The organism is Armatimonadota bacterium, from assembly GCA_013359125.1.
Classification (GTDB): domain Bacteria; phylum Armatimonadota; class Fimbriimonadia; order Fimbriimonadales; family GBS-DC; genus JABWCR01.
Window position 1 is genome coordinate 17,365 of record JABWCR010000013.1, and the last position, 20,151, is coordinate 37,515.

The following is a 20,151-nucleotide window of genomic DNA, read 5'->3' on the forward strand; positions in this document are numbered from 1 at the left end:
GCGATTATACCCAGGCTCAACTCGACGAGGCGTGCCGCTCTATCCGGCGGTCCGGCACAATCCAGACAAGCGCGACGAATACATAGATCGCTATGGCGGCGCGATGCTCCCAAAAGGCGATCGCAATGGCTGCCGAGTAAAGCACGATGGAACCCTTGCCCTTAAGATCGCCTTGAATCGCTTTTGCCAAAGGCGAATCGTCGCCTTGACTGCGGATGATGGCGCTCTGCAGAATCCAATAGGCGATCGCCGCTAATAGCAGCACAACTCCATACGCCGCCGTAGGGACCGCCGCGAAGTTGTTTTCGCCCATCCAACCGGTAACAAAAGGCACCAGCGAAAGCCAAAAGAGCAGATGAAGATTGGCCCAAAGAATGCCGCCCGAGGTCGTCCGCGTCATGTGCAGCATGTGATGGTGGTTGTTCCAATAGATGGCCAAATAGACGAAGCTCATCGCATAGCTGAGAAACACGGGGACGATGGGTTTGAGCGCGCTCCACTCGGCAGAATGCGGCACCTTCATCTCCAGCACCATGATGGTGATGATGATGGCCAGCACTCCGTCGCTGAACGCCTCCAAACGACCCTTGCTCAAAGTGGATGCGCGGCCCATCTTTTCGATGGGCCGCGAGTTGAGATCAGCAGCCTTCGCCGAACGCGGCCAGAACTTCGGCCAGGTCGATGTCGTCCACCACGCCGTCGTTGTTCATATCCGCCAGCGAGCAGTTGCTGCCAAAGTCGCTAAGAGCAATCGCCAGATCCGTGTCGTTTACGCAACCGTCGCCGTTGACGTCGCCTCGCCCGCGAGGGCCGAGCGCCGGAGCCCACGTCGCCGCGCTAAACGTGCCGCTGCCTGTGAACGGCGAAGGCAGTGTGCCGACTTGAGTTCCCGAAGGAATGTCGTACACATAGAAGTTGGCCTGCGTGCCCATCGGACCGTCGCTGACATAGTAGGCATTATTGCCGTGAACGGCCAGGCCGTCGATGTCGGTCTCCGTGCCCGGATAGCCCGAGATAAACGTCGTCGTCGTACCGATATAGTCCACTTCGTACAGCCCGCGGACGTTGCCGGTAGGCGCCGTATCGCTCAGGCAGTAAAGCTTATCGTTCGCGTATTCCACGCCGCCCATATCGAAGGTGGTCGGATAGGCCCACAGCAGCGTGCCCACGCCCGTCGTGACATCGATCTCGTAAACAGCTTCGGTCGCGATGTTGCGCGTGCCCATCAGCTTGCCCGTATTGGGGTTAAAGCCCAGGCCGACATAGTTGACGGTGCCTGCGTTATAAGTGAGCGTCGTCTGGGTAAAAGTGGGGTTGCCGCATCGAATGCTGGCCATAGAATAGGCATAGAGCTGGCCGCCGTTGTTAAGGTAAAGAATGTGGTTGACGTTGTCGGCGGCCATGCCCCAAGGCTTGTTGGCGTTCGCGCTGCCAGTGATGATGGGCGAGGCGATGCCGGTATTGACATCGATCACGTAGATCGGCGCGACGCCAGATTGGTCGTTGCCGACGATCAGCTGAGCGCTGGCGCCCAGTCCGACAGCGGCGAGAGCGGCGATAAGGATCCCTTTCATATTCAGAATACCTCCAGAGTATCTAACCCAGATTATACACTGGGTTTTGATGGGGGGAGACTGGTTCCTACAACCCCGTAACCGGCGTCAGGCCCCCCGCCGCGCCCGAGCCGGCCGTAGGCGTGCCCGCCCCGCCCGAATCTGTCGATCCCTGTCCCCCGGTCTGCCCGCTGGTCTGCGTCTCCGCCGTCTGTTCCTTCTTGCATCCGGCCAGCGATACGACCAGCGCCGCCGCCGCCAACCCCGTCCAAAACGCCCTCAGTCGTCTCATTATTTCCCTTATTCGCCGCCGCCAAGCAAGATTCCTGCCTTGGCGACTGTGCCAAACTATAAAGCACCCACAAATGCCCGTCGCGACAAACGAAGCCAAAGCCCGAATCCGCATCAACAAGCTGCTCGAAGAAGCCGGTTGGCGGTTCTTTGACGACAATGGCGAGCAAGCCAACGTCTGCTTAGAACTCAACGTCCGCCTCAAGCCCTCCGACCTTGATGCGCTGGGAGATGACTTCAAGAGCGGAAAGGCCGATTTTCTGCTCCTCGACTCGAAAGGCTTCCCACTGATCGTGCTCGAAGCAAAGTCCGAGAATAAAGACCCTCTCTCGGGCAAGGAGCAGGCTAGAAAGTACGCCCGATCGCTCAACTGTCGGTTTGTGATCCTCTCCAACGGAAACCTTCACTACTTCTGGGACCTGGATCGAGGCAATCCGCACATCATCACCGCCTATCCTTCTCCCGACTCCGTCACAAGTTACCAAAAGATCGCCCCAAACCCAAACGCGCTCGTCCAAAAAGAGGTGCGGGAAGACTACACCGTCCTTACACAAAAACCAAACTACCAAGCAGAAGCCGGCTGGAAGAACGAAGCCGAGCGCCCCGAGTACATCAAGACGAATAAACTGCGATTCCTACGACCGTACCAGCTCCAAGCCATTCGCCAGCTTCAGGCCGCGGTTAAAGAAGGCAAAGACCGATTCCTTTTCGAGATGGCAACGGGCACCGGCAAAACGCTCACAGCCGCAGCGGTCGTCAAACTGTTTCTGAGCACTGGCAATGCGCGCCGGGTTCTCTTCCTGGTCGATAGGCTCGAATTAGAGGATCAAGCCAAAAAGGCGTTCACCGAGCTACTGTCCGCCGACTTTCAAACCGTCATATACAAGGAAAACCGGGACGACTGGCGCCGCGCAGAGATCGTAGTAACCACCGTTCAGTCGTTGCTTTTCAACAACAAATATCGACGACTCTTCTCGCCGACCGATTTTGATCTCGTCATCTCGGACGAAGCGCACCGCTCCATCGGGGGCAATGCCAGAGCCGTCTTCGACTACTTCGTCGGCTACAAGCTCGGCCTGACGGCCACGCCAAAGGATTATCTCCGAAGAATCGAAACCAGCGAGAGCATTGTTCGAGACCCCCGAGAAGTCGAAAGGCGACTCCTGCTCGATACCTACAAGACGTTCGGATGCGAGAGCGGACAGCCCACTTTTCGATACTCGCTTCTGGACGGCGTCAAGGACGGCTACCTGATCAACCCGACCGTTGTCGACGCGCGCACCGAAATCACAACCGCGCTCCTGTCTGAAGAAGGCTTCATCGTCCCTGTCTCGGACGACACTGGAGACAATCCTGAAGAATCGTACAAACAGCGAGAGTTCGAAAAACGGTTCTTCTCCGACGCCACCAATCAACTCTTTTGTAAAATGTTCTTAGAGCACGCGCTAAAAGACCCCGTCAGCGGAGAGATCGGCAAGTCGATTATCTTCGCCGTTAGCCAGCTCCATGCCGGCAAACTGGCTCAAATCTTAAACGAAATGGCGCACAAGATGTTCCCCGGCAAATATCAATCCGACTTTGCCGTCCAGGTAACGTCCTCGGTCGCCGACGCCCAGCAATTTGCCGTCAACTTTGCCAACAACAATCTGAGCGGCTCCGCCAACTTCATTCCATCCTATCGAACCAGCAAAGCGCGCGTTTGCGTTACGGTCGGCATGATGACGACCGGATACGACTGCACCGACATCCTCAATCTCGGTCTGTTTCGCCCCATCTTCTCGCCGACGGACTTCATACAGATCAAAGGCCGAGGCACTCGCAGACACCGCTTCACCGATCAACTCTTCGACGAAAGCCTGAAAGCAGACGTCTCGCAGCCCGAAAAAACCGCCTTCAAACTGTTCGACTTCTTCGCCAGCTGCGAGTACTTCGAAACCGAGTTCAACTACGACGAAGTCATCGCGCTCCCAAGCCGATCGATAGCGAAAAAGCCCAACAATAGCCCGCCGATCGTGGTCGATGGAACCTACGAGCACCTCGGCGCCGACATCATGAAGTCCATCAAAGAACAAACCATCGGCTACGAAGGCATGAAGATCGACCGCATGTTCTTTGAAAAGTTCGAGGACGCGGTGAAAGAAAACCCCGAGATCGTCCAAGCGGTCGAAGCAGGGCAGTGGGACCGCGTCGTCGATTACGTCAATCGCGAACTCTTCGACAAACCCGAGGACTACTACACCCTCGACAAACTGCGCAAGGCCGCCGCCGTCGACCGGCGCATTACCCTTCGCGAAATCCTCGAAAAAATCTTTGGCCTCATCCCCCGCTTCAAATCTAAGGACGAACTCCTCGAAGAAGAGTTCGCCAAGTTCGTGGCCGAAAATCTGCCCGAACCGCCCTCGGCCATCCCCGCCATCAAGCACTACTTTAAGGCCTACGCCACCAGCGGACGAGTGCGCGACAGCATCGACCAAGGACACTTTACAGACCTCGCCACCAATCCCGAGTTCTCGACTAAAGACCTCAAAGCCGTGCCCGAAAAGTTTCGCAAAATAGTGCCGGAGTATATCAAGGACTACGTCTCGCTCAACCAGTTCGCGCCCTAAAGGAGAACCATGCTCGATTCAGCCACCAAACGACGCATCGATACCGCCAGAGACACCCTGGTCGGCAAAGTGCCCGACCCCAAATCGCAGGTCGAACAGATCACCATCGCGCTCATCTACAAGTTCATGGACGACATGGACGCCCAGGCCGAAGAGCTGGGCGGCAAGCGCAAATTCTTTGCCGGCGATTTCGAGCGCTACGGCTGGGCCAAACTGATGCGCTCGGGGCTGGGCGGCCACGAGACCCTCAACCTCTATGCCGAGGCCATCGCCAAGATGCCCGAAAACCCGGGCATCCCACCCCTCTTCCGCGACATCTTCAAAAACGCCTACCTCCCCTATCGCGATCCAGAAACCCTGCGCGGCTTTCTCAAAATCATCGACGAGTTCGAGTACGACCACTCCGAGCGCTTGGGCGACGCGTTCGAATATCTGCTCTCCGTCCTCGGCTCGCAAGGCGACGCCGGGCAGTTCCGCACCCCGCGCCACATCATCGACTTCATCGTCGCCATCGTCGATCCCAAAAAGCACGAAACCGTGCTCGACCCCGCCTGCGGCACCGCCGGGTTCCTCATCTCCGCCTACAAGCACATCCTGAAGAACAATTCCAAATTACTAACTACAAATGACGAATTAAAATCCGTAACTCCTAATTCGCAATTCGTAATTAATCTCACCCCCGACGAGCGCAAAAAACTCGCCGACAACTTCCGCGGCTACGACATCTCCCCCGACATGGTCCGCCTGTCCCTCGTGAACATGTACCTGCACGGCTTCACCGACCCGCACGTCTTCGAGTACGACACGCTCACCAGCCAGGACCGCTGGAACGAGATGGCCGATGTCATCCTCGCCAACCCGCCGTTCATGAGCCCCAAGGGCGGCATCAAGCCGCACAACCGCTTCTCCGTCCCCTGCAAGCGCTGCGAAGTGCTCTTCGTGGACTACATGGCCGAGCACCTCACCCCCGGCGGCCGTGCGGGCATCATCGTCCACGAGGGGATCATCTTCCGAAGCCAGACGGCGTACAAAGCCTTGCGGAAGATGCTCGTTGAGCAATACCTGGTGGCCGTCATCTCCCTGCCCGCCGGCGTGTTCAATCCCTACGCCGGCGTGAAGACCTCCATCCTCATCCTCGACAAGTCGCTGGCCAAACAGTCCGACACCGTCGGCTTCTTCAAGGTGGAAAACGACGGCTTCAACCTCGGCGCCCAGCGCCGACCCATCGACAAGAACGACCTGCCGCAGGTGCTGGCGGAGATCAACGAATACCTGCGGCGACTGCGGGCGCAGGAATCGGTCTTACCCCCTCTCCCCCTGGGAGAGGGCCGGGGTGAGGGTTCTTTCACGCCGACGCGCGGGCTGATCGTCGCGAAGGAGAAGATCGCGGCAAATGGGGATTACAACCTGAGCGGTGAACGTTACCGAGGCAACGTTGCCCGCGCGTCCGTCTTTCCTTACGTCACGTTGGAAGCGGTCGCGGATATCGACTGGGGGAATACCGATTTGACCAAGGACGCGTATGTCGCGGATGGACGATATTTAGCGGTGTCAGCTGCCGGAGGCGACGGGAGGATTGGCCACGCCGAGCATCGTCTGGGGACCCTTGTACTATCTGCGATCGGCGCAAACTGTGGTCGAATGTTCTTTCCAGAGGAAGACTTCACGGCCATCAAGAACACGATCACGATCACCTCGCGACCGGGAGTCATCGAACCGCTTTACCTGTATCACCTTCTCTCGATGTCGTCTCTTCCGAAACGGGGCGGAGGCCAGCCCTTCATCTCGAAAGGCGACGTACTGGCATTCGAAATCCCCCTTCCGCCGTTGGAGGTGCAGAAGGAGATCGTGGCGGAGATCGAGGCCTACCAGAAGGTGATCGACGGCGCCCGCGCCGTCCTCGACCACTACCGCCCCCACATCCCCATCAACCCCGACTGGCCGATGGTGGAGTTAGGGGAACTCTGCGAACTCGCGCGAGGTGTCACGTACTCGAAAGGGGATGAAGTCAACGACAACGGCCACAAGATTCTGCGCGCAAACAACATCAACAACGCGCACAACACGCTTGATCTCTCGGATATCAAACTGATCTCGCCCACCCTCTCGCTGTCCGAGGACAAGCGACTGCGGCGTGGTGACATCTTCATCTGTTTGGCGAGCGGCAGCAAGGACCACATCGGTAAGGTGGCCTACATCGATGCGGACACAGACTTCTACTTCGGCGGATTTATGGGTGCGGTGCGTGCGAACTCCGAGCGAGTGTTGCCGCGATTTCTCTTCCACAGCTTGACCGCCGACCGATTCAATTCCTTCTTGCGCCTTCGGATCGCTGGCGCCAACATCAACAACTTGAACGGGAAGATACTTGGGCAATACGCCATCCCCCTCCCGCCCCTGTCCGAGCAGGAGAAGATCGTGTCGGAGATCGAAGCCGAGCAGCGGCTGGTGGAGGGGAACCGGCAGCTCATCGAGCGGATGGAGCAAAAGATCGCCGCCACCCTCGCCCGCATCTGGGGGGAGGGAATTACGAATTAAGAATTAATAATTAAGAATTGATGAGGGGTGGGCTGATGGCGGAGAATGTTGTTCAGGTTAAGAGCTTTGCGTTTGCGGCGCGCATTGTTCGGCTGTGTCAGTTCTTGGCGAACGAGAAACGCGAGTACGTTTTATCCAAGCAACTTCTCCGATGTGGATCAAGCGTCGGGGCGAACGTTGAAGAGGCGATAGGCGGACAATCCCGCCCGGATTTTCTCTCGAAGCTTTCCATCGCCTACAAGGAGGCGCGAGAAGCCCTGTACTGGCTCCGTCTCCTAAAAGAGACCGACTATCTGACCGAACCCCAATTCGATAGCATCTATGCCGATGGCGAAGAACTTTGCCGCATCATCACCGCAATCAAAAAGACAACCGCCGCCAATTCGTAATTCCTAATTGCCAATTCCGCCGCCCTCGCGCTCCTCTTTTGTAGCGCCCCGCCTTTGGAGTTAGGCTGGGATCGGGCTTCGAGGTCGTTAGAGACCTTATCTATTGTGGTTTTGGCCAAAAAGCGTGGCAAAATTACCACATGAACACCATGAAGCGGCTGGTTATAGGATTGATGGCCACCTGGTCTCTTTGTAGCGGTTTTGCGTGGGGCCAGTTGAAACTGGTCGATGGCACATGGGCTAATGCGAAGACAAAGCCTTCTCAGCCCGAGATCAAAGTTGAGTTAAAAGCCGGTTCGTCCGACAATTTCACCGTCAGAGGCGCCATTCGCACATTCAATTCGCAGGGTGCCTTCAAGGAACTCATTATGTTCAGCGGAACATTGTACAAAACGGGAATCCTGAGGGCGCGGGTTGATTCGCCGGCTAAGCACGCCTCGACTTGGACGGTGAACGGCACGTTCGATAAGGCGACGGGTCAAATCAAGTTGGCGATCCGCTACCCGCAGCGCTACGATGGCGGAACGCGGAGCGGTTATTACATCAGCAACTACACGCTGACCAATGCCAGCATGAAGCCCGAGAAGGAAGTCTATTGGGTGCTGAAGGCTGGTTCGCCGCGCATGTCTGACGACTACACGAAGAATCCCACTCCGCTCTTTACCATCTCCGGTACGAGCATGATCTATCCAAGCTACTCGTACAAGGATGGCAAACCGGTGCGCCAGGTCCTTACGTTCTCAGATTGCAAGACGGCCTATAAAGAGGGCGAGATGGCGATCTTTTGGGTCGATGCCTCCGGCACAGATAAGGACGCGATGCCGCCCGTGCCGATTGCCATGTACTTTGGCTTCACGCCAGGCATCCATCGCATCTTCTCCGGCTCCGACAAGTCGGAATACAATCTCAAGGTCAACTTTCGCAGCGAAACGACCATCCCATTCAAACCGAGCAGCGAAAAGGACGCGTGGATATTGGTCGGCGCTCCGGGCCAGGGCGGGTTAATCTACGAGTATGAGCGCGAGGAACGGATCAAGAAACCGGAGAAGGCTAAGTAGCCTGACAAGAATCCCGACGCCTGCTAAATCGTCTTGAACAAGAGTGGGCTGTCTGTGCGCCTCATGCTATAATGCTCGAATGAGCGCAACAACTCTGCTTGACCCTCGCGGCGGCCTTGGCACATGGACCACTTACATGCTGAAAAACTATGTATCAGACATTCCGGCGATTCCGGAAGAGAAGTGGAACGTTTCGATGGGCGGATGCTCCCGGCCAGCGAGCGAGTTGACCGCCGAGGTCGTATCGCTTTTGGATTGGGCGGCGGGCGCTATGAAGGGCGAGGTGCGCAACGTGGATGAGAAGCGACTCATCGCCGAATACAACAGCCGTTGCGTTTCCAGGGAGGCTGCGGCTGCCGAGATGAACCGCGCGGCGTCTGCGTTCGTCGAGGCGCTGGGCCAGGCGGACGATGCGCGCCTTACTGGAATGGTAACGGCACCTTGGGGAGCCGAGATGCCCCTGATCATGATTGCCCATATCGTATCCAGCCACATTTGGTATCACGACGGCCAGCTGAACTACATCCAGTGCCTGCTGGGCGACAACCAGTTTCATTGGTAGGACGAACGAATGGCTTGGGCCAGACGAAATGGCGAACAAATGTAGAGAAGCTCATAGCAAGAACCGGTCTGATTGAGCGAAACGAAACTCGGACAAAGCGGCACAATGTGCCCCCCGCGCTATAATATCCCCATGCCCGACCGAAAGCCTAAGTTCGAAACCCTTTCTATAATCCCCATCGATGGTAAACTAACACTACGATGAGTTGGCAGTCCAGAATCACTATGAATCCCAAGCAGTGCGGCGGAAGGCCTTGTGTGCGCGGAATGCGGATCAGGGTCTCCGACGTTCTGGACCTTTTCGCGGCTGGTCTGACCGCCGATCAAATCCTTGCGGAGATGCCGGATTTGCAGCCAGAAGACCTTCAAGCTTGCCTGGAGTTCGCGTCTCGGAGAATCGATCACCCAACCTTGGTCGCCACATGACATTTTGGGTGGACGCCCATCTCTCGCCCCATATCGCCCGCTGGCTGGTCGATACGTTTGAAGTAGAGGCGGCGCCAGTTCGAGATCTGAATCTGCGCGATGCAGAAGACGTCGAGATATTCGAAGCCGCTAGGAGCGCCGGAGTTGTCGTAATGACTAAAGACCGAGATTTCATTCAGTTGCTCGAGCGTCTGGGGCCGCCCCCTCAAGTCATCTGGCTGACCTGTGGCAACACTTCTAATGGTCGGCTGAAAGAGGTATTGGCACAACTGTTGCCTGACGCGATTTCGTTGCTCGCTGCCGGGGAACCGATGGTCGAGATCAGCGATCTCGGTCGATGATGCAACAATATTCAATTGCGGTCGCAGTTCGCTCTGTCGCCAATTTGTAATTCTAACCCTCGCGCTATAATATCCCCATGTCCGACCGAAAGCCTAAGTTCGAAACCCTCTCCGGAGTCCCGATAGAACGGGAGTACGGCCCGCAGGAAGCCGGCAAGTACCCCTACACCCGCGGAATCCACGAAACGATGTACCGCGGCAAGCTCTGGACCACGCGCCAGTTCTCCGGCTTCGCCACGCCGCAAGAGACCAACGAGCGGTACAAGTTCCTGATCGATCAGGGTCAGCACGGCCTCTCGGTCGCGTTCGATCTGCCAACCCTGATGGGGCGCGACCCGGACGATCCCATGTGCGAGGGCGAGGTGGGCGTCTGCGGCGTCAGCGTCGCCAGTCTGGAGGACATGGCCGTCATCTTCGACGGCATCGACTTAGGCGACATCACCACCAGCATGACCATCAACGCGCCCGCCATCATCGTTTGGGCGATGTATCTGGCCGTGGCCGAACGGCAGGGCGTGCCGTTGGACCGCCTGGCCGGCACGCTGCAAAACGACATCCTTAAAGAGTACATCGCGCAAAAAGAATGGGTCTATCCGCCCGAGCCGCACATGAAGCTGATCACCGATACAGTGGAGTTTGCCGCCAAGCGGATGCCCAAATGGAACCCCATCAGCATCAGCGGCTACCACATTCGCGAGGCCGGATCGACCGCCGTGCAGGAGCTGGCCTTTACGCTTTCGGACGGTTTCGAGTACGTTCGCTGGGGTATCGAGCGCGGGCTGGACGTGGACGAGTTTGCGCCTCGCCTATCATTCTTCTTTAACAGCCATATCGACTTCTTTGAGGAGATTGCCAAGTTTCGCGCCGCCCGCCGCATCTGGGCGACCGAGATGCGAGAGACGTTCGGGGCGAAGAACCCGCGAAGCTGGATGCTCCGCTTCCATACCCAGACGGCGGGTTGCTCGCTCACTATGCAACAGCCGTATGTCAACATTATCCGATCGGCGTTCGAGGCGCTGGCAGCGGTGATGGGCGGCACTCAGAGCCTGCATGTGAACAGTTTTGACGAGGCCTGGGCGCTGCCGACCGAAGAGGCCGCCATGTTGAGCCTGCGCACCCAACAGGTGATCGCCGAGGAGACGGGCGTCGTCAACACGGTCGATCCGTTAGGCGGCAGCCACTTTGTAGAAGCCATGACCGACCAGATGGAATCGGACGCGCGCGACTACTTCCGACGCATCGACGAGCAGGGAGGCGTCGTGCCCGCGCTCAAGCAGGGGTTCTTTCAACAGGAAATCGCCGATGCCAGTTATCAGTTCCAGCGCCGAGTGGATAAGGGCGAGTTCAAGATCGTGGGCGTCAACGATTACACGGTGGCCGAGGAGCCGATCCCGTTCCGCGTGCTCAAGATCGGACGCGACGCGCACGATAAGCAGGTGGCCGCATTGAAGGAGTTGAGGCGCAAGCGCGACGACCGTGCGACCATGCTAGCGCTGAAGGGCGTAACCGAAGCGGCGAGAAAGGACATGAACATGGTCCCGCCGATCTTGGAGGCGGTGAAGGCTCTGGCGACCCTGGGCGAGATCGTGAACGCGATGAAAGAGGTCTATGGCGAATGGCGCGAAGCGAGCGTGATTTGACGGCTATTTAGGCGGCAAGGAGCGGGCAAAAGCCAGGCATTCGCTGACAAACCAGCCCAAATCTTCGTCCGACCGAATGGCTTCCGGCTCGACGAACACCCAGCCCAGCATCTCGCGTCCGGTCAAGTCGAACTTCTTCTCGCGCCTTGGATGCGTTCCTTCGGTACGGCAAAGGTCGGCACGAAGCGAGTCTCAATTTTGGAGACTGCATGGCTTATGCGATCGCCATCGTTGCCGACCTTCCCTTGCTCTTTGTAGGAAACGACTTTGCTAAGACCGATGTAAGGCGAGCATGAGAGAACTGGAGAGCCGGGCAGACCGGCTCTCCCACCGACAACCTTTAACAACCCAGACCAAACTCCTCCAGCACGATAGCCAGGTCCGTGTCGTCCACCACTCCGTCGCCGTTAACGTCGGCCGGCAGGTCTGCGCCGGATCTGCCAAACTCTTCCAGCACGATGGCTAGGTCCGTATCGTCCACGCAGCAGTCGCCGTTCACATCGCCGCCGCCCAGGACGGTGAAAGAGTACCAGTGGACCTCGTAGGGCTGATGCGTTTGGCCTGCAAAGATTCGGGCGCCGTCCGCATCGGTTACGGAGAAGCCGGCCAACACGGTCGAGGTGGTGCTGGAACCGCTCGTTACAGCGTTCGGAAAGTCTAACAGTGCGCCTGTCCTGAAGTCGTCGTCGCACGGGCTTCCCAGATGGGTCGCCGTGTTAAATCGACCGATCGCGAGGTAGTGTTTGCCCGGTCCATAGTCGCGACGCAGAATCGACTGCAGCGTCGCTCCAGTGCCGCCGCCGGGCACCGATTCGTCGTCGTTCGAAGAGCCAGGAATGGCGTTCAGATCGCAATCGAACACATGGATCTCTGTGTCGACGTTCGTCCGACCGATCGTGCTGATTGTAATCTGGCCGGCCTTATATCGGCCAATGTCGGTTACCGCGACGGCTTGCTTTTCGAACACTGCCACGTAATCGATCGTGGTCGAAGCCGTGCCCGTAACCCGGTAGTAGATCTCCTCCTCCTTGCCAAATCCGTACCACTGGACGAATCGGGCAGGCGTCGTAGTCGTGGAGCTGGTCTGCGCTACAGTCGTCTCCGATGCAACGCCGGCCCCCAAGGCGCATGGCCAGGCGCCCAGCGCGACTGCGGCCTGTGTCAATCCGCGAATCGAGCCCGTATGCCCGGCTGTGCCTGCAGTGGTCAAAATCAATCGATAGCGATACACGCCTCGAGCGTCCGCCACCGTCTTCACACGGAACGTGTCGATGCCCGCGAGCGTCGATGCGGTGCTGTTGCCGCGGATCTCGCTAAAGGCGCCCGCGCCCAGCGTTACAGCGTTGGCATTGGCCTTGTCGTCGTTCGGCTCCGTCTCGAAAAACGTCTGCGAAAAGGCCGCAACGGCCAAGATAGAGGCCGCCGCAACCGCAATACAGTTGCGAAGAAGCATGGTACATCCTCCCTTTGTCTGTGCGCCCGGCGGTACTGCTAGGGCGATAGGGATATTATATCTCGATTTCTGCAAGGTTTGCATGCGGATTCAGCAGGGCGCTATCAACCTTAGCGGGGCGAGAGCCAGGGTCGTGCTAACGCGCTTCTTAGACCCTAGGCTAAGTCAGCCGAAATACGGCTCTTTTTGTTGAGTCTGCGCCGAATCGCGAGGGTTGAAAAGAGTTTGCCATGAATCCCGCCTAGGCCCTTGACAGACATGGTATAATGTTTCAACAGAGCCTGGTTGCGATGGCGCGGCAGGCCAAGGCATTAAATAATTACCTTATAAACGCGGTCAATTTTAGATTTGCAAATTCATAATAATTGAATGAACGGGAATCTGGGTTTCCGGGGAGGCAAATAAATTGAGAAATTAGAAACTGGGATATGATTTTCAGGATAATCGATTGAAAAAACCACTTGACCTAAATCAAGACAACGCGATGAGCGCGGAGGAAGGTGTAAGCAATGAAGCAGATCCCCCCCCCCGATGTTATTCGGACAGAAATCGGCCAAACGGCCAAGGAGGAGAATCCAATGAAAAGTGAAGATAAGATGCAGCGCAGACAAAGACCGGCCAATGGGCCAAGGAGAGACATGGAAATGTTCAGAATCCAGAACAATAAAGATCAATCTGTAGTTCGAGAAAACAAAGTTAATGAGAATGCAATGAAAATAGACGGAACCTTAGTAATACTGGTCGCCGCGAGCGAATCTGGAGACATCCGTGAAGTCCATCTTGGCGATAGTATTGAGGACAACGAATACGTTCAGGCGGTCGTCCTTTATGGTTCTGACAAGATAGTCTTTACAAAGTGGAAAAAAGAAGACGATTGGGTGCAGGCAAAACGAATCTGTCTTGGGATGAGGCTGGGAGCATGCGCCAGTCGGTTCTTCCTGTTCAAGTTTCAGGAAGGCGGCTGCGTTCTGCACGTGTGGGTCGCGCCGGAGCCAGACAAGGCCGTCAAAGCGAAACTCTACCAACTATCGAAGGAGGATGTTGAGAATTGCTTAAACGGCGACAACTCGTCGTGGATGGGCAAATCGCCGACTCAACCGAACAGTGCCCAGAATGGACATCTACAGGAGACCAAGGATAGTGCGAACCTTCTCGCTTTTTACAGCGGCGAGTTATCGGGCGATTCAGCCTGGGTAGAAAAGACTCTCAGGCTGGTCAATTCCAGTTCCTTGCGCGCAGTCTTGTTCACAAAGCGCGATCTTGCAGCTATTTTTGGACGAGAGCGCATTACTGCGCGCCTTTGGGAGCAGATCGGCAAAGGGCTTTGCCAGGTCGGTTTAGTCATGTGGCCGCTCATAGGCTGGCAAGAATGTAGCCACATCCTCGTGCTCCCGTTGGACGAACTCAACGGGCGGTATAAGGACGTTGTCAAGATAGAGAACCCGGTCGACGCATACAACTGGATCGTCAGGTCCTTTGAAAAACGATCGGCCTAGTCAGGGATCCATTCGGGTCGCCCGCATTGGAAACTGCGCGCGGCGACCCGACCCCTTGACATTCCCCTCGCCCATGGGGTAAAGTCTGCGTCCCCCAAGGCTGGCAGGGCGAGAACTTTGCGGAAATTTCTGCAAGGGCTTGACAATCCTGCCGACAATGGGGTAAGATTACCGTCCGCCCGATCAGAGGCATCGAGCGGTTTGCAAATGTTCCTTGAAAACCAGGCAGGTTTCGACAGCGATCTTGCGAGCTTGGTTTAATCCAAACAAATGAAACAGGGCGCACGCGGGCTTCGGCTCGTTTGCGTTTGTTAAACTTTCCGATGGAGAGTTTGATCCTGGCTCAGGGCGAACGCTGGCGGCGTGCTTTAGACATGCAAGTCGAACGGAGACCAGGGGCTTCGGCCCTTGGAATTAGTGGCGAACGGCGGAGTAACATGTGGGTAACCTGCCCCGAAGACTGGGACAACCTCGGGAAACTGAGGCTAATACCGGATGTGGCCTCCGAGGCTTCGGCCTTGGCGACCAAACGAATTTCGCTTCGGGATGGGCCCGCGTCCTATCAGCTAGTTGGCGAGGTAACGGCTCACCAAGGCGACGACGGGTAGCTGGTCTGAGAGGATGACCAGCCCGACTGGGACTGAGACACGGCCCAGACTCCTACGGGAGGCAGCAGTCGGGAATCTTGGGCAATGGGCGCAAGCCTGACCCAGCGACGCCGCGTGGAGGACGAAGCCCTTCGGGGTGTAAACTCCTTTTATCGAGGAAGACAATTGACGGTACTCGAAGAATAAGCCCCGGCTAACTACGTGCCAGCAGCCGCGGTAATACGTAGGGGGCGAGCGTTGCCCGGATTTACTGGGCGTGAAGAGCGCGTAGGCGGTTTGGCAAGTCTGGTGTGAAATCTCACGGCTCAACCGGGAGGCTGCACTGGATACTGCCGAACTGGAGCACGGTAGAGGGGATCAGAATTCCTGGTGTAGCGGTGGAATGCATTGATATCAGGAGGAATACCAGTGGCGAAGGCGGATCCCTGGGCCGTTGCTGACGCTGAGGCGCGAAAGCTGGGGGAGCGAAAGGGATTAGATACCCCTGTAGTCCCAGCCCTAAACGATGGGCGCTAGGTGTCGGCGGTTCATCCGTCGGTGCCGCAGCTAACGCATTAAGCGCCCCGCCTGGGGAGTACGGCCGCAAGGTTGAAACTCAAAGGAATTGACGGGGCCCCGCACAAGCGGTGGAGCATGTGGATTAATTCGATACTAACCGAAGAACCTTACCTGGGTTTGACATACTTCGGAAAGGCTTGCGAAATCAGGCTCCTCGGCGCCCAAAAGGCGCCGACCGTCGTACACCGGTTGCATGGCTGTCGTCAGCTCGTGCCGTGAGGTGTTTGGTTAAGTCCAACAACGAGCGCAACCCCTGTCCTCTGTTGCCACCGGGTAATGCCGAGCACTCTGAGGAGACTGCCGTTACAAGACGGAGGAAGGTGGGGATGACGTCAAGTCAGCATGGCGGTTACATCCAGGGCTTCACACATGCTACAATGGGCGGAACAAAGGGCCGCAAACCCGCGAGGGTGAGCTAATCTCAAAAATCCGTCCTCAGTTGGGATCGCAGGCTGCAACTCGCCTGCGTGAACGCGGAATCGCTAGTAACGGCGGGTCAGCTATACCGCCGTGAATACGTTCCCGGGGCTTGTACACACCGCCCGTCAAGTCACCCGAGTCGGTGGCACCCGAAGCCCGTGGCCCAACCCGCAAGGGAGGGAGCGGTCGAAGGTGCGATTGGTAAGGGGGACTAAGTCGTAACAAGGTAGCCGTACCGGAAGGTGCGGCTGGATCACCTCCTTTTCAACGGAGAATCGACCAAGCTCGAAACAACACGATCGCATCCGTCGATCGCCTGCCTGGCTTTGAAGGAACGGCAGCTTAACAAAAGCGCGAACAAAGCGGGGCCATAGCTCAGATGGCTAGAGCGCACCCCTGATAAGGGTGAGGTCATTGGTTCGACTCCAATTGGCCCCACCATCCAATCAAAGGGGGCGTAGCTCAGCGGGAGAGCGCCTGCTTTGCAAGCAGGATGTCGCCGGTTCGAATCCGGCCGCCTCCACCAATCAGCGACCTCGGCGTCGAGGGCTCCAAGGAGCCTTGGCCGCCGGAGTTAAAAGAACGGCACCACGATCGCAACGGGACAGAGCGCCCCTGCGGTCTTAAGCAACAAAGCGCCTTGAAAGTCGAATTGGAAAAAAGCATCAAACGATGCGTCTGAGTTGTCCAACGACGAAAGATTTCGGAATATGGGCAAGCTACAAAGGGCGCGCGGCGGATGCCTAGGGGCAAAGGGCCGAAGAAGGGCGCGGACAGCGGCGATACGCCACGGGGAGTCGCAAGCAGACTGTGATCCGTGGATACCCGAATGGGGCAACCCGGCCGCCGTAATGGGCGGTCATCCATCGCTGAACACATAGGCGATGAGAAGGCAAGTCGGGGAACTGAAACATCTAAGTACCCGGAGGAAAGGAAATCGAAGAGACTCCCTCAGTAGCGGCGAGCGAACGGGGACCAGCCTAAACCATTGACGTGTCAAGCCTGCCGGCGTTGCGTCAACGGGGTCGTGGGATCTTTCGGGGAGCGCGGCAGACTCCCAAAGAGTTACCAATCGGCGTTTTAGCGGAAGCGTCTGGAAAGGCGCGCCACAGCGGGTGACAGCCCCGTACGCGAAAAGGCGCCGACTCTTGAAAGACACCCGAGTAGCGCGGAGCACGAGGAACTTTGCGCGAATTTGTGCGGACCACCGCATAAGGCTAAGCACCCTTTGCCACCGATAGCGCAACCAGTACCGTGAGGGAAAGGTGAAAAGCACCCCGGGAGGGGAGTGAAATAGTACCTGAAACCGCGCGCCTACAAACAGTCGGAGGGCTATGCCACCTCGGTGGAATGCCTGACGGCGTGCCTTTTGCAGAATGAGCCGGCGAGTTGCGTCTGTGCGGCAAGGTTAAGCGCTTCAAGCGCGGAGCCGCAGCGAAAGCGAGTCCGAACAGGGCGAACAGTCGTACGGAGCAGACCCGAAACTGCGCGATCTAAGCCTGGTCAGGGTGAAGCGACAGTAACATGTCGTGGAGGCCCGAACTGGTGGGCGTTGAAACGCCTTCGGATGAATTGGGTTTAGTCTGGTGAAATGCCAACCGAGCGCAGAGATAGCTGGTTCTCCCCGAAATGTATTGAGGTACAGCCTCGCGCAGTATGCCATGCAGGTAGAGCCACTGAATGGGCTAGGGGCCCCACCAGGCTACCGAACCCAATCAAACTCCGAATGGCATGGCAGTAAGCGCGGGAGTGAGACAGCGACGGATGAGCGCCGTTGTCGAGAGGGCAATAGCCCAGACCGCCCGCTAAGGCCCCTAAGGGCCGACTAAGTGTCAAAGGATGTCGGATCGCATAGACAGCCAGGAGGTTGGCTTAGAAGCAGCCACCCTTTAAACAGTGCGTAACAGCTGACTGGCCGAATGTGGTCCTGCGCCGATAATGTAAGGGGGCTTAAGTCGGCCGCCGAAGCGGCGGGATCCGTAAGGATCGGTAGGGGAGCGTTCCGCGGGCAGTGAAGCTCGAGCGCAAGCACGGGTGGAGCGCGCGGAAGTGAGAATGTCGGCACGAGTAGCGAGAAGACGGGTGAGAATCCCGTCCGCCGAAAGCCTAAGGTTTCTTCAGGCAGGTTCGTCCGCTGAAGGTTAGGCGGTCCTAAGTCGAGGGCGAAAGCCGTAGGCGAATTGGACAGTTGGGTTAATATTCCCACCCCAGGTGACTGGAGCGAAGGGGGGACGCTGGAGAACGCGCGGACCGCGGCGTTGGTTGACCGCGGCGGCTCGTTAGGCCGCGCCGATAGGCAAATCCGTCGGCATCAAGCGGCCGGGCGAGCCGGGAAGGGAGCCCCTCGGGGCGAGCGAACCCGTGCCGACCTCAGCCAAGAAAAGCCTCTAAGCGTTGATAGGCATCTGACCGTACCGCAAACCGACACAGGTAGGCAAGTCGAAAAGACTCAGGCGCGCGAGAGAAGTCCTGCTAAGGAACTCGGCAATCTGGCCCCGTAACTTCGGAAGAAGGGGTGCCCCTGCTTGTTTCGGCTGAAACGCCGGATGCAAACGGGGGTCGCAGCGAAGCGGGCCTGGCGACTGTTTACCAAAAACACAGCTCTCTGCAAAGAAGAAATTCGACGTATAGGGGGCGACGCCTGGCCAATGCCCGTCGGTCAAGGGGAGAGGTCAGCCGCAAGGCAAAGCCTTAAACTGAAGCCCGGGTGAATGCCGGCCGTAACTCTAACGGTCCTATGGTAGCGAAATTCCTTGTCGGGTAAGTTCCGACCCGCACGAAAGGCGTAACGATCAGGCCGCTGTCTCAGCAGGACACTCGGTGAAACTGTAGTGCCCGTGAAGATGCGGGCTACCCGCAGTAGGACGAAAAGACCCCGTGGAGCTTTACTACACTTTGAGATTGCTCTTTGGTATGGCCTGTAGAGCGTAGGTGGGAGCCGCAAGGCGCCAATGGAACACCACCCTTGTCATGCTGAAGCGCTAACCCGGACCGTCACCCGGTTCGGAGACAGTCTTAGACGGGTAGTTTGACTGGGGCGGTCACCTCCAAAAAGGTAACGGAGGTGTCCAAAGGTTCCCTCAGCGCGGTCGGAAATCGCGCGTCGAGTGTAAGAGCACAAGGGAGCTTGACTGTGAGACCAACAGGTCGAACAGAGACGAAAGTCGGGTCTAGTGACCCTCAGGTTGCGCGTGGGCGCGCCTGGGTTATCGGATAAAAGCTACCCCGGGGATAACAGGCTGATCTTGCCCGAGCGTCCACAGCGACGGCAAGGTTTGGCACCTCGATGTCGGCTCGCCGCATCCTGGGGCTGAAGCAGGTCCCAAGGGTTTGTCTGTTCGCCAATTAAAGCGGCACGCGAGCTGGGTTCAGAACGTCGTGAGACAGTAGAATCGTCCTTGCTGTCTATAAATTCGGCCATATGCTGGAAAATCTGAGTATCTCGCGCTACGAATCCGTCAAACGATTCGTAACAATGCGACGAGTGCAGACAATCAGCAGGGAAGGCCAGACCAAACAGCGCAATATCGTTCGCGCCGATCCGTCTGGAACCCTCAGAGACTATACGCCGAACATCTGACGATGAAGATATAGTCCGAGCTGCGCGGCGACGCGCAGAGACAGAGCGAAACCTCTGTCCGCCTTGATCCCAATCAAGGTCAGTAAGGCCAAAAGCCCGAAAGTAACAGCACTGTCGGTCTCTATCCACTGCGGGCGTAGGATGCTTGAGAGGAGCTGTCCCTAGTACGAGAGGACCGGGATGGACGGACCTCTGGTGTACCAGTTGTCCCGCCAGGGGCAGACGCTGGGTAGCCACGTCCGGAAGTAATAAGCGCTGAAAGCATCTAAGCGCCAAGTACGCCTCAAGATTAAGCATCCCATCCGGTTAACGGAGTAAGGTCCCCGGCAGACCACCGGGTTGATAGGCCGCAAATGTAAGCGCAGCAATGCGTTGAGTTGAGCGGTACTAACCGACCGAGGGCTTGCCCATGTTCCATCATTCATCGACAACGCAGACGCATCCCCAATTCGACTCTCTAGGCGCTCAAAAGCCAAACAGTTTGGGGCGGCCATAGCGGAGGGGAAACACCCGTTCCCATCTCGAACACGGCAGTGAAGAACTCCAGCGCCGACGGTACTGCTCTGGTAACGGAGTGGGAGAATAGGACGCCGCCCCAATTCAATCTCAAAAGAGCCTCCAGCAATGGAGGCT

At 57.4% G+C, this 20,151-nt stretch carries 14 protein-coding genes, 2 tRNA genes and 3 rRNA genes; 15 read left to right on the forward strand and 4 right to left on the reverse strand.

From position 1 onward, the window contains the following. Positions 1–16: 16 nt before the first annotated feature. The 3 genes from HUU60_07410 to HUU60_07420 form a co-directional block, all read right to left on the reverse strand. Positions 17–595 carry a DUF1211 domain-containing protein gene (locus tag HUU60_07410; protein ID NUL82537.1) on the reverse strand — a complete coding sequence of 193 codons (579 nt, stop codon included), beginning with the start codon at positions 593–595 and terminating at the stop codon, positions 17–19. 43 nt (positions 596–638) lie between these two features. Next, a complete protein-coding gene (locus HUU60_07415; GenBank protein ID NUL82538.1) occupies positions 639–1,574 on the reverse strand; it encodes a hypothetical protein in 936 nt (311 codons plus the stop codon). Between the two features lie 67 nt (positions 1,575–1,641). Next, a complete protein-coding gene (locus HUU60_07420) occupies positions 1,642–1,845 on the reverse strand; it encodes a hypothetical protein (GenBank protein NUL82539.1) in 204 nt (67 codons plus the stop codon). A gap of 73 nt (positions 1,846–1,918) precedes the next feature. On the opposite strand from HUU60_07420, the gene HUU60_07425 reads away from it, so the two are divergent. The 9 genes from HUU60_07425 (at position 1,919) to HUU60_07465 (ending at position 11,699) form a co-directional block, all read left to right on the forward strand. Next, positions 1,919–4,450, forward strand: coding sequence for a DEAD/DEAH box helicase family protein (locus HUU60_07425; protein ID NUL82540.1), 2,532 nt, complete (start codon positions 1,919–1,921; stop codon positions 4,448–4,450). Positions 4,451–4,459: 9 nt separating this feature from the next. Further along, the gene (locus tag HUU60_07430) at positions 4,460–6,988 is read left to right on the forward strand and encodes an N-6 DNA methylase (protein ID NUL82541.1); all 2,529 of its coding nucleotides are present in this window, start codon (positions 4,460–4,462) and stop codon (positions 6,986–6,988) included. A 35-nt stretch (positions 6,989–7,023) separates the two neighbouring features. Next, positions 7,024–7,377 carry a four helix bundle protein gene (locus tag HUU60_07435; protein ID NUL82542.1) on the forward strand — a complete coding sequence of 118 codons (354 nt, stop codon included), beginning with the start codon at positions 7,024–7,026 and terminating at the stop codon, positions 7,375–7,377. Between the two features lie 140 nt (positions 7,378–7,517). Next, a complete protein-coding gene (locus tag HUU60_07440; protein ID NUL82543.1) occupies positions 7,518–8,435 on the forward strand; it encodes a hypothetical protein in 918 nt (305 codons plus the stop codon). Positions 8,436–8,514: 79 nt separating this feature from the next. Further along, entirely contained in the window at positions 8,515–8,997 is a 483-nt protein-coding gene (locus HUU60_07445) for a hypothetical protein (GenBank protein ID NUL82544.1), read from the forward strand. Positions 8,998–9,197: 200 nt separating this feature from the next. After that, positions 9,198–9,422, forward strand: a complete 225-nt coding sequence (locus HUU60_07450; GenBank protein ID NUL82545.1) for a DUF433 domain-containing protein — start codon at positions 9,198–9,200, stop codon at positions 9,420–9,422. Further along, positions 9,419–9,763, forward strand: a complete 345-nt coding sequence (locus HUU60_07455) for a DUF5615 family PIN-like protein (protein NUL82546.1) — start codon at positions 9,419–9,421, stop codon at positions 9,761–9,763. Before HUU60_07450 ends, HUU60_07455 begins: the two co-directional genes overlap by 4 nt. Before the next feature lie 77 nt (positions 9,764–9,840). Further along, positions 9,841–11,403, forward strand: a complete 1,563-nt coding sequence (locus HUU60_07460) for a methylmalonyl-CoA mutase (protein ID NUL82547.1) — start codon at positions 9,841–9,843, stop codon at positions 11,401–11,403. 146 nt (positions 11,404–11,549) lie between these two features. Beyond that, a complete protein-coding gene (locus HUU60_07465) occupies positions 11,550–11,699 on the forward strand; it encodes a type II toxin-antitoxin system VapC family toxin (protein ID NUL82548.1) in 150 nt (49 codons plus the stop codon). A gap of 44 nt (positions 11,700–11,743) precedes the next feature. Here the strand turns inward: HUU60_07465 and HUU60_07470 are convergent, their stop codons facing one another. Then, positions 11,744–12,856 (reverse strand): hypothetical protein, encoded by a 1,113-nt coding sequence (locus HUU60_07470; GenBank protein ID NUL82549.1) that lies wholly within the window; start codon positions 12,854–12,856, stop codon positions 11,744–11,746. A gap of 710 nt (positions 12,857–13,566) precedes the next feature. On the opposite strand from HUU60_07470, the gene HUU60_07475 reads away from it, so the two are divergent. The 6 genes from HUU60_07475 to rrf all read left to right on the forward strand — a co-directional run bounded on the left by HUU60_07475 (position 13,567) and on the right by rrf (position 20,117). Next, positions 13,567–14,352 (forward strand): hypothetical protein, encoded by a 786-nt coding sequence (locus HUU60_07475; protein NUL82550.1) that lies wholly within the window; start codon positions 13,567–13,569, stop codon positions 14,350–14,352. Between the two features lie 322 nt (positions 14,353–14,674). Next, positions 14,675–16,202, forward strand: a 16S ribosomal RNA gene (locus tag HUU60_07480). A 100-nt stretch (positions 16,203–16,302) separates the two neighbouring features. Next, positions 16,303–16,379 (forward strand) — tRNA-Ile (locus tag HUU60_07485). A 10-nt stretch (positions 16,380–16,389) separates the two neighbouring features. Beyond that, positions 16,390–16,464: transfer RNA gene (locus HUU60_07490), tRNA-Ala, on the forward strand. A 184-nt stretch (positions 16,465–16,648) separates the two neighbouring features. Further along, positions 16,649–19,930: ribosomal RNA gene (locus HUU60_07495) — 23S ribosomal RNA — on the forward strand. A gap of 70 nt (positions 19,931–20,000) precedes the next feature. Beyond that, positions 20,001–20,117, forward strand: a 5S ribosomal RNA gene (rrf, locus tag HUU60_07500). Together the 16S, 23S and 5S rRNA genes with 2 tRNA genes alongside form the textbook arrangement of a ribosomal RNA operon. Positions 20,118–20,151: the final 34 nt, after the last annotated feature.

Coding starts and splice junctions, on each gene's coding strand:
- HUU60_07475 (NUL82550.1), top strand. CDS start 13,567: ATGAAAATAGACGGAACCTTAGTAATACTGGTCGCCGCGAGCGAATCT.
- HUU60_07435 (NUL82542.1), top strand. CDS start 7,024: ATGGCGGAGAATGTTGTTCAGGTTAAGAGCTTTGCGTTTGCGGCGCGC.
- HUU60_07420 (NUL82539.1), bottom strand. CDS start 1,845: ATGAGACGACTGAGGGCGTTTTGGACGGGGTTGGCGGCGGCGGCGCTG.
- HUU60_07445 (NUL82544.1), top strand. CDS start 8,515: ATGAGCGCAACAACTCTGCTTGACCCTCGCGGCGGCCTTGGCACATGG.
- HUU60_07415 (NUL82538.1), bottom strand. CDS start 1,574: ATGAAAGGGATCCTTATCGCCGCTCTCGCCGCTGTCGGACTGGGCGCC.
- HUU60_07455 (NUL82546.1), top strand. CDS start 9,419: ATGACATTTTGGGTGGACGCCCATCTCTCGCCCCATATCGCCCGCTGG.
- HUU60_07425 (NUL82540.1), top strand. CDS start 1,919: ATGCCCGTCGCGACAAACGAAGCCAAAGCCCGAATCCGCATCAACAAG.
- HUU60_07470 (NUL82549.1), bottom strand. CDS start 12,856: ATGCTTCTTCGCAACTGTATTGCGGTTGCGGCGGCCTCTATCTTGGCC.
- HUU60_07460 (NUL82547.1), top strand. CDS start 9,841: ATGTCCGACCGAAAGCCTAAGTTCGAAACCCTCTCCGGAGTCCCGATA.
- HUU60_07430 (NUL82541.1), top strand. CDS start 4,460: ATGCTCGATTCAGCCACCAAACGACGCATCGATACCGCCAGAGACACC.
- HUU60_07450 (NUL82545.1), top strand. CDS start 9,198: ATGAGTTGGCAGTCCAGAATCACTATGAATCCCAAGCAGTGCGGCGGA.
- HUU60_07440 (NUL82543.1), top strand. CDS start 7,518: ATGAACACCATGAAGCGGCTGGTTATAGGATTGATGGCCACCTGGTCT.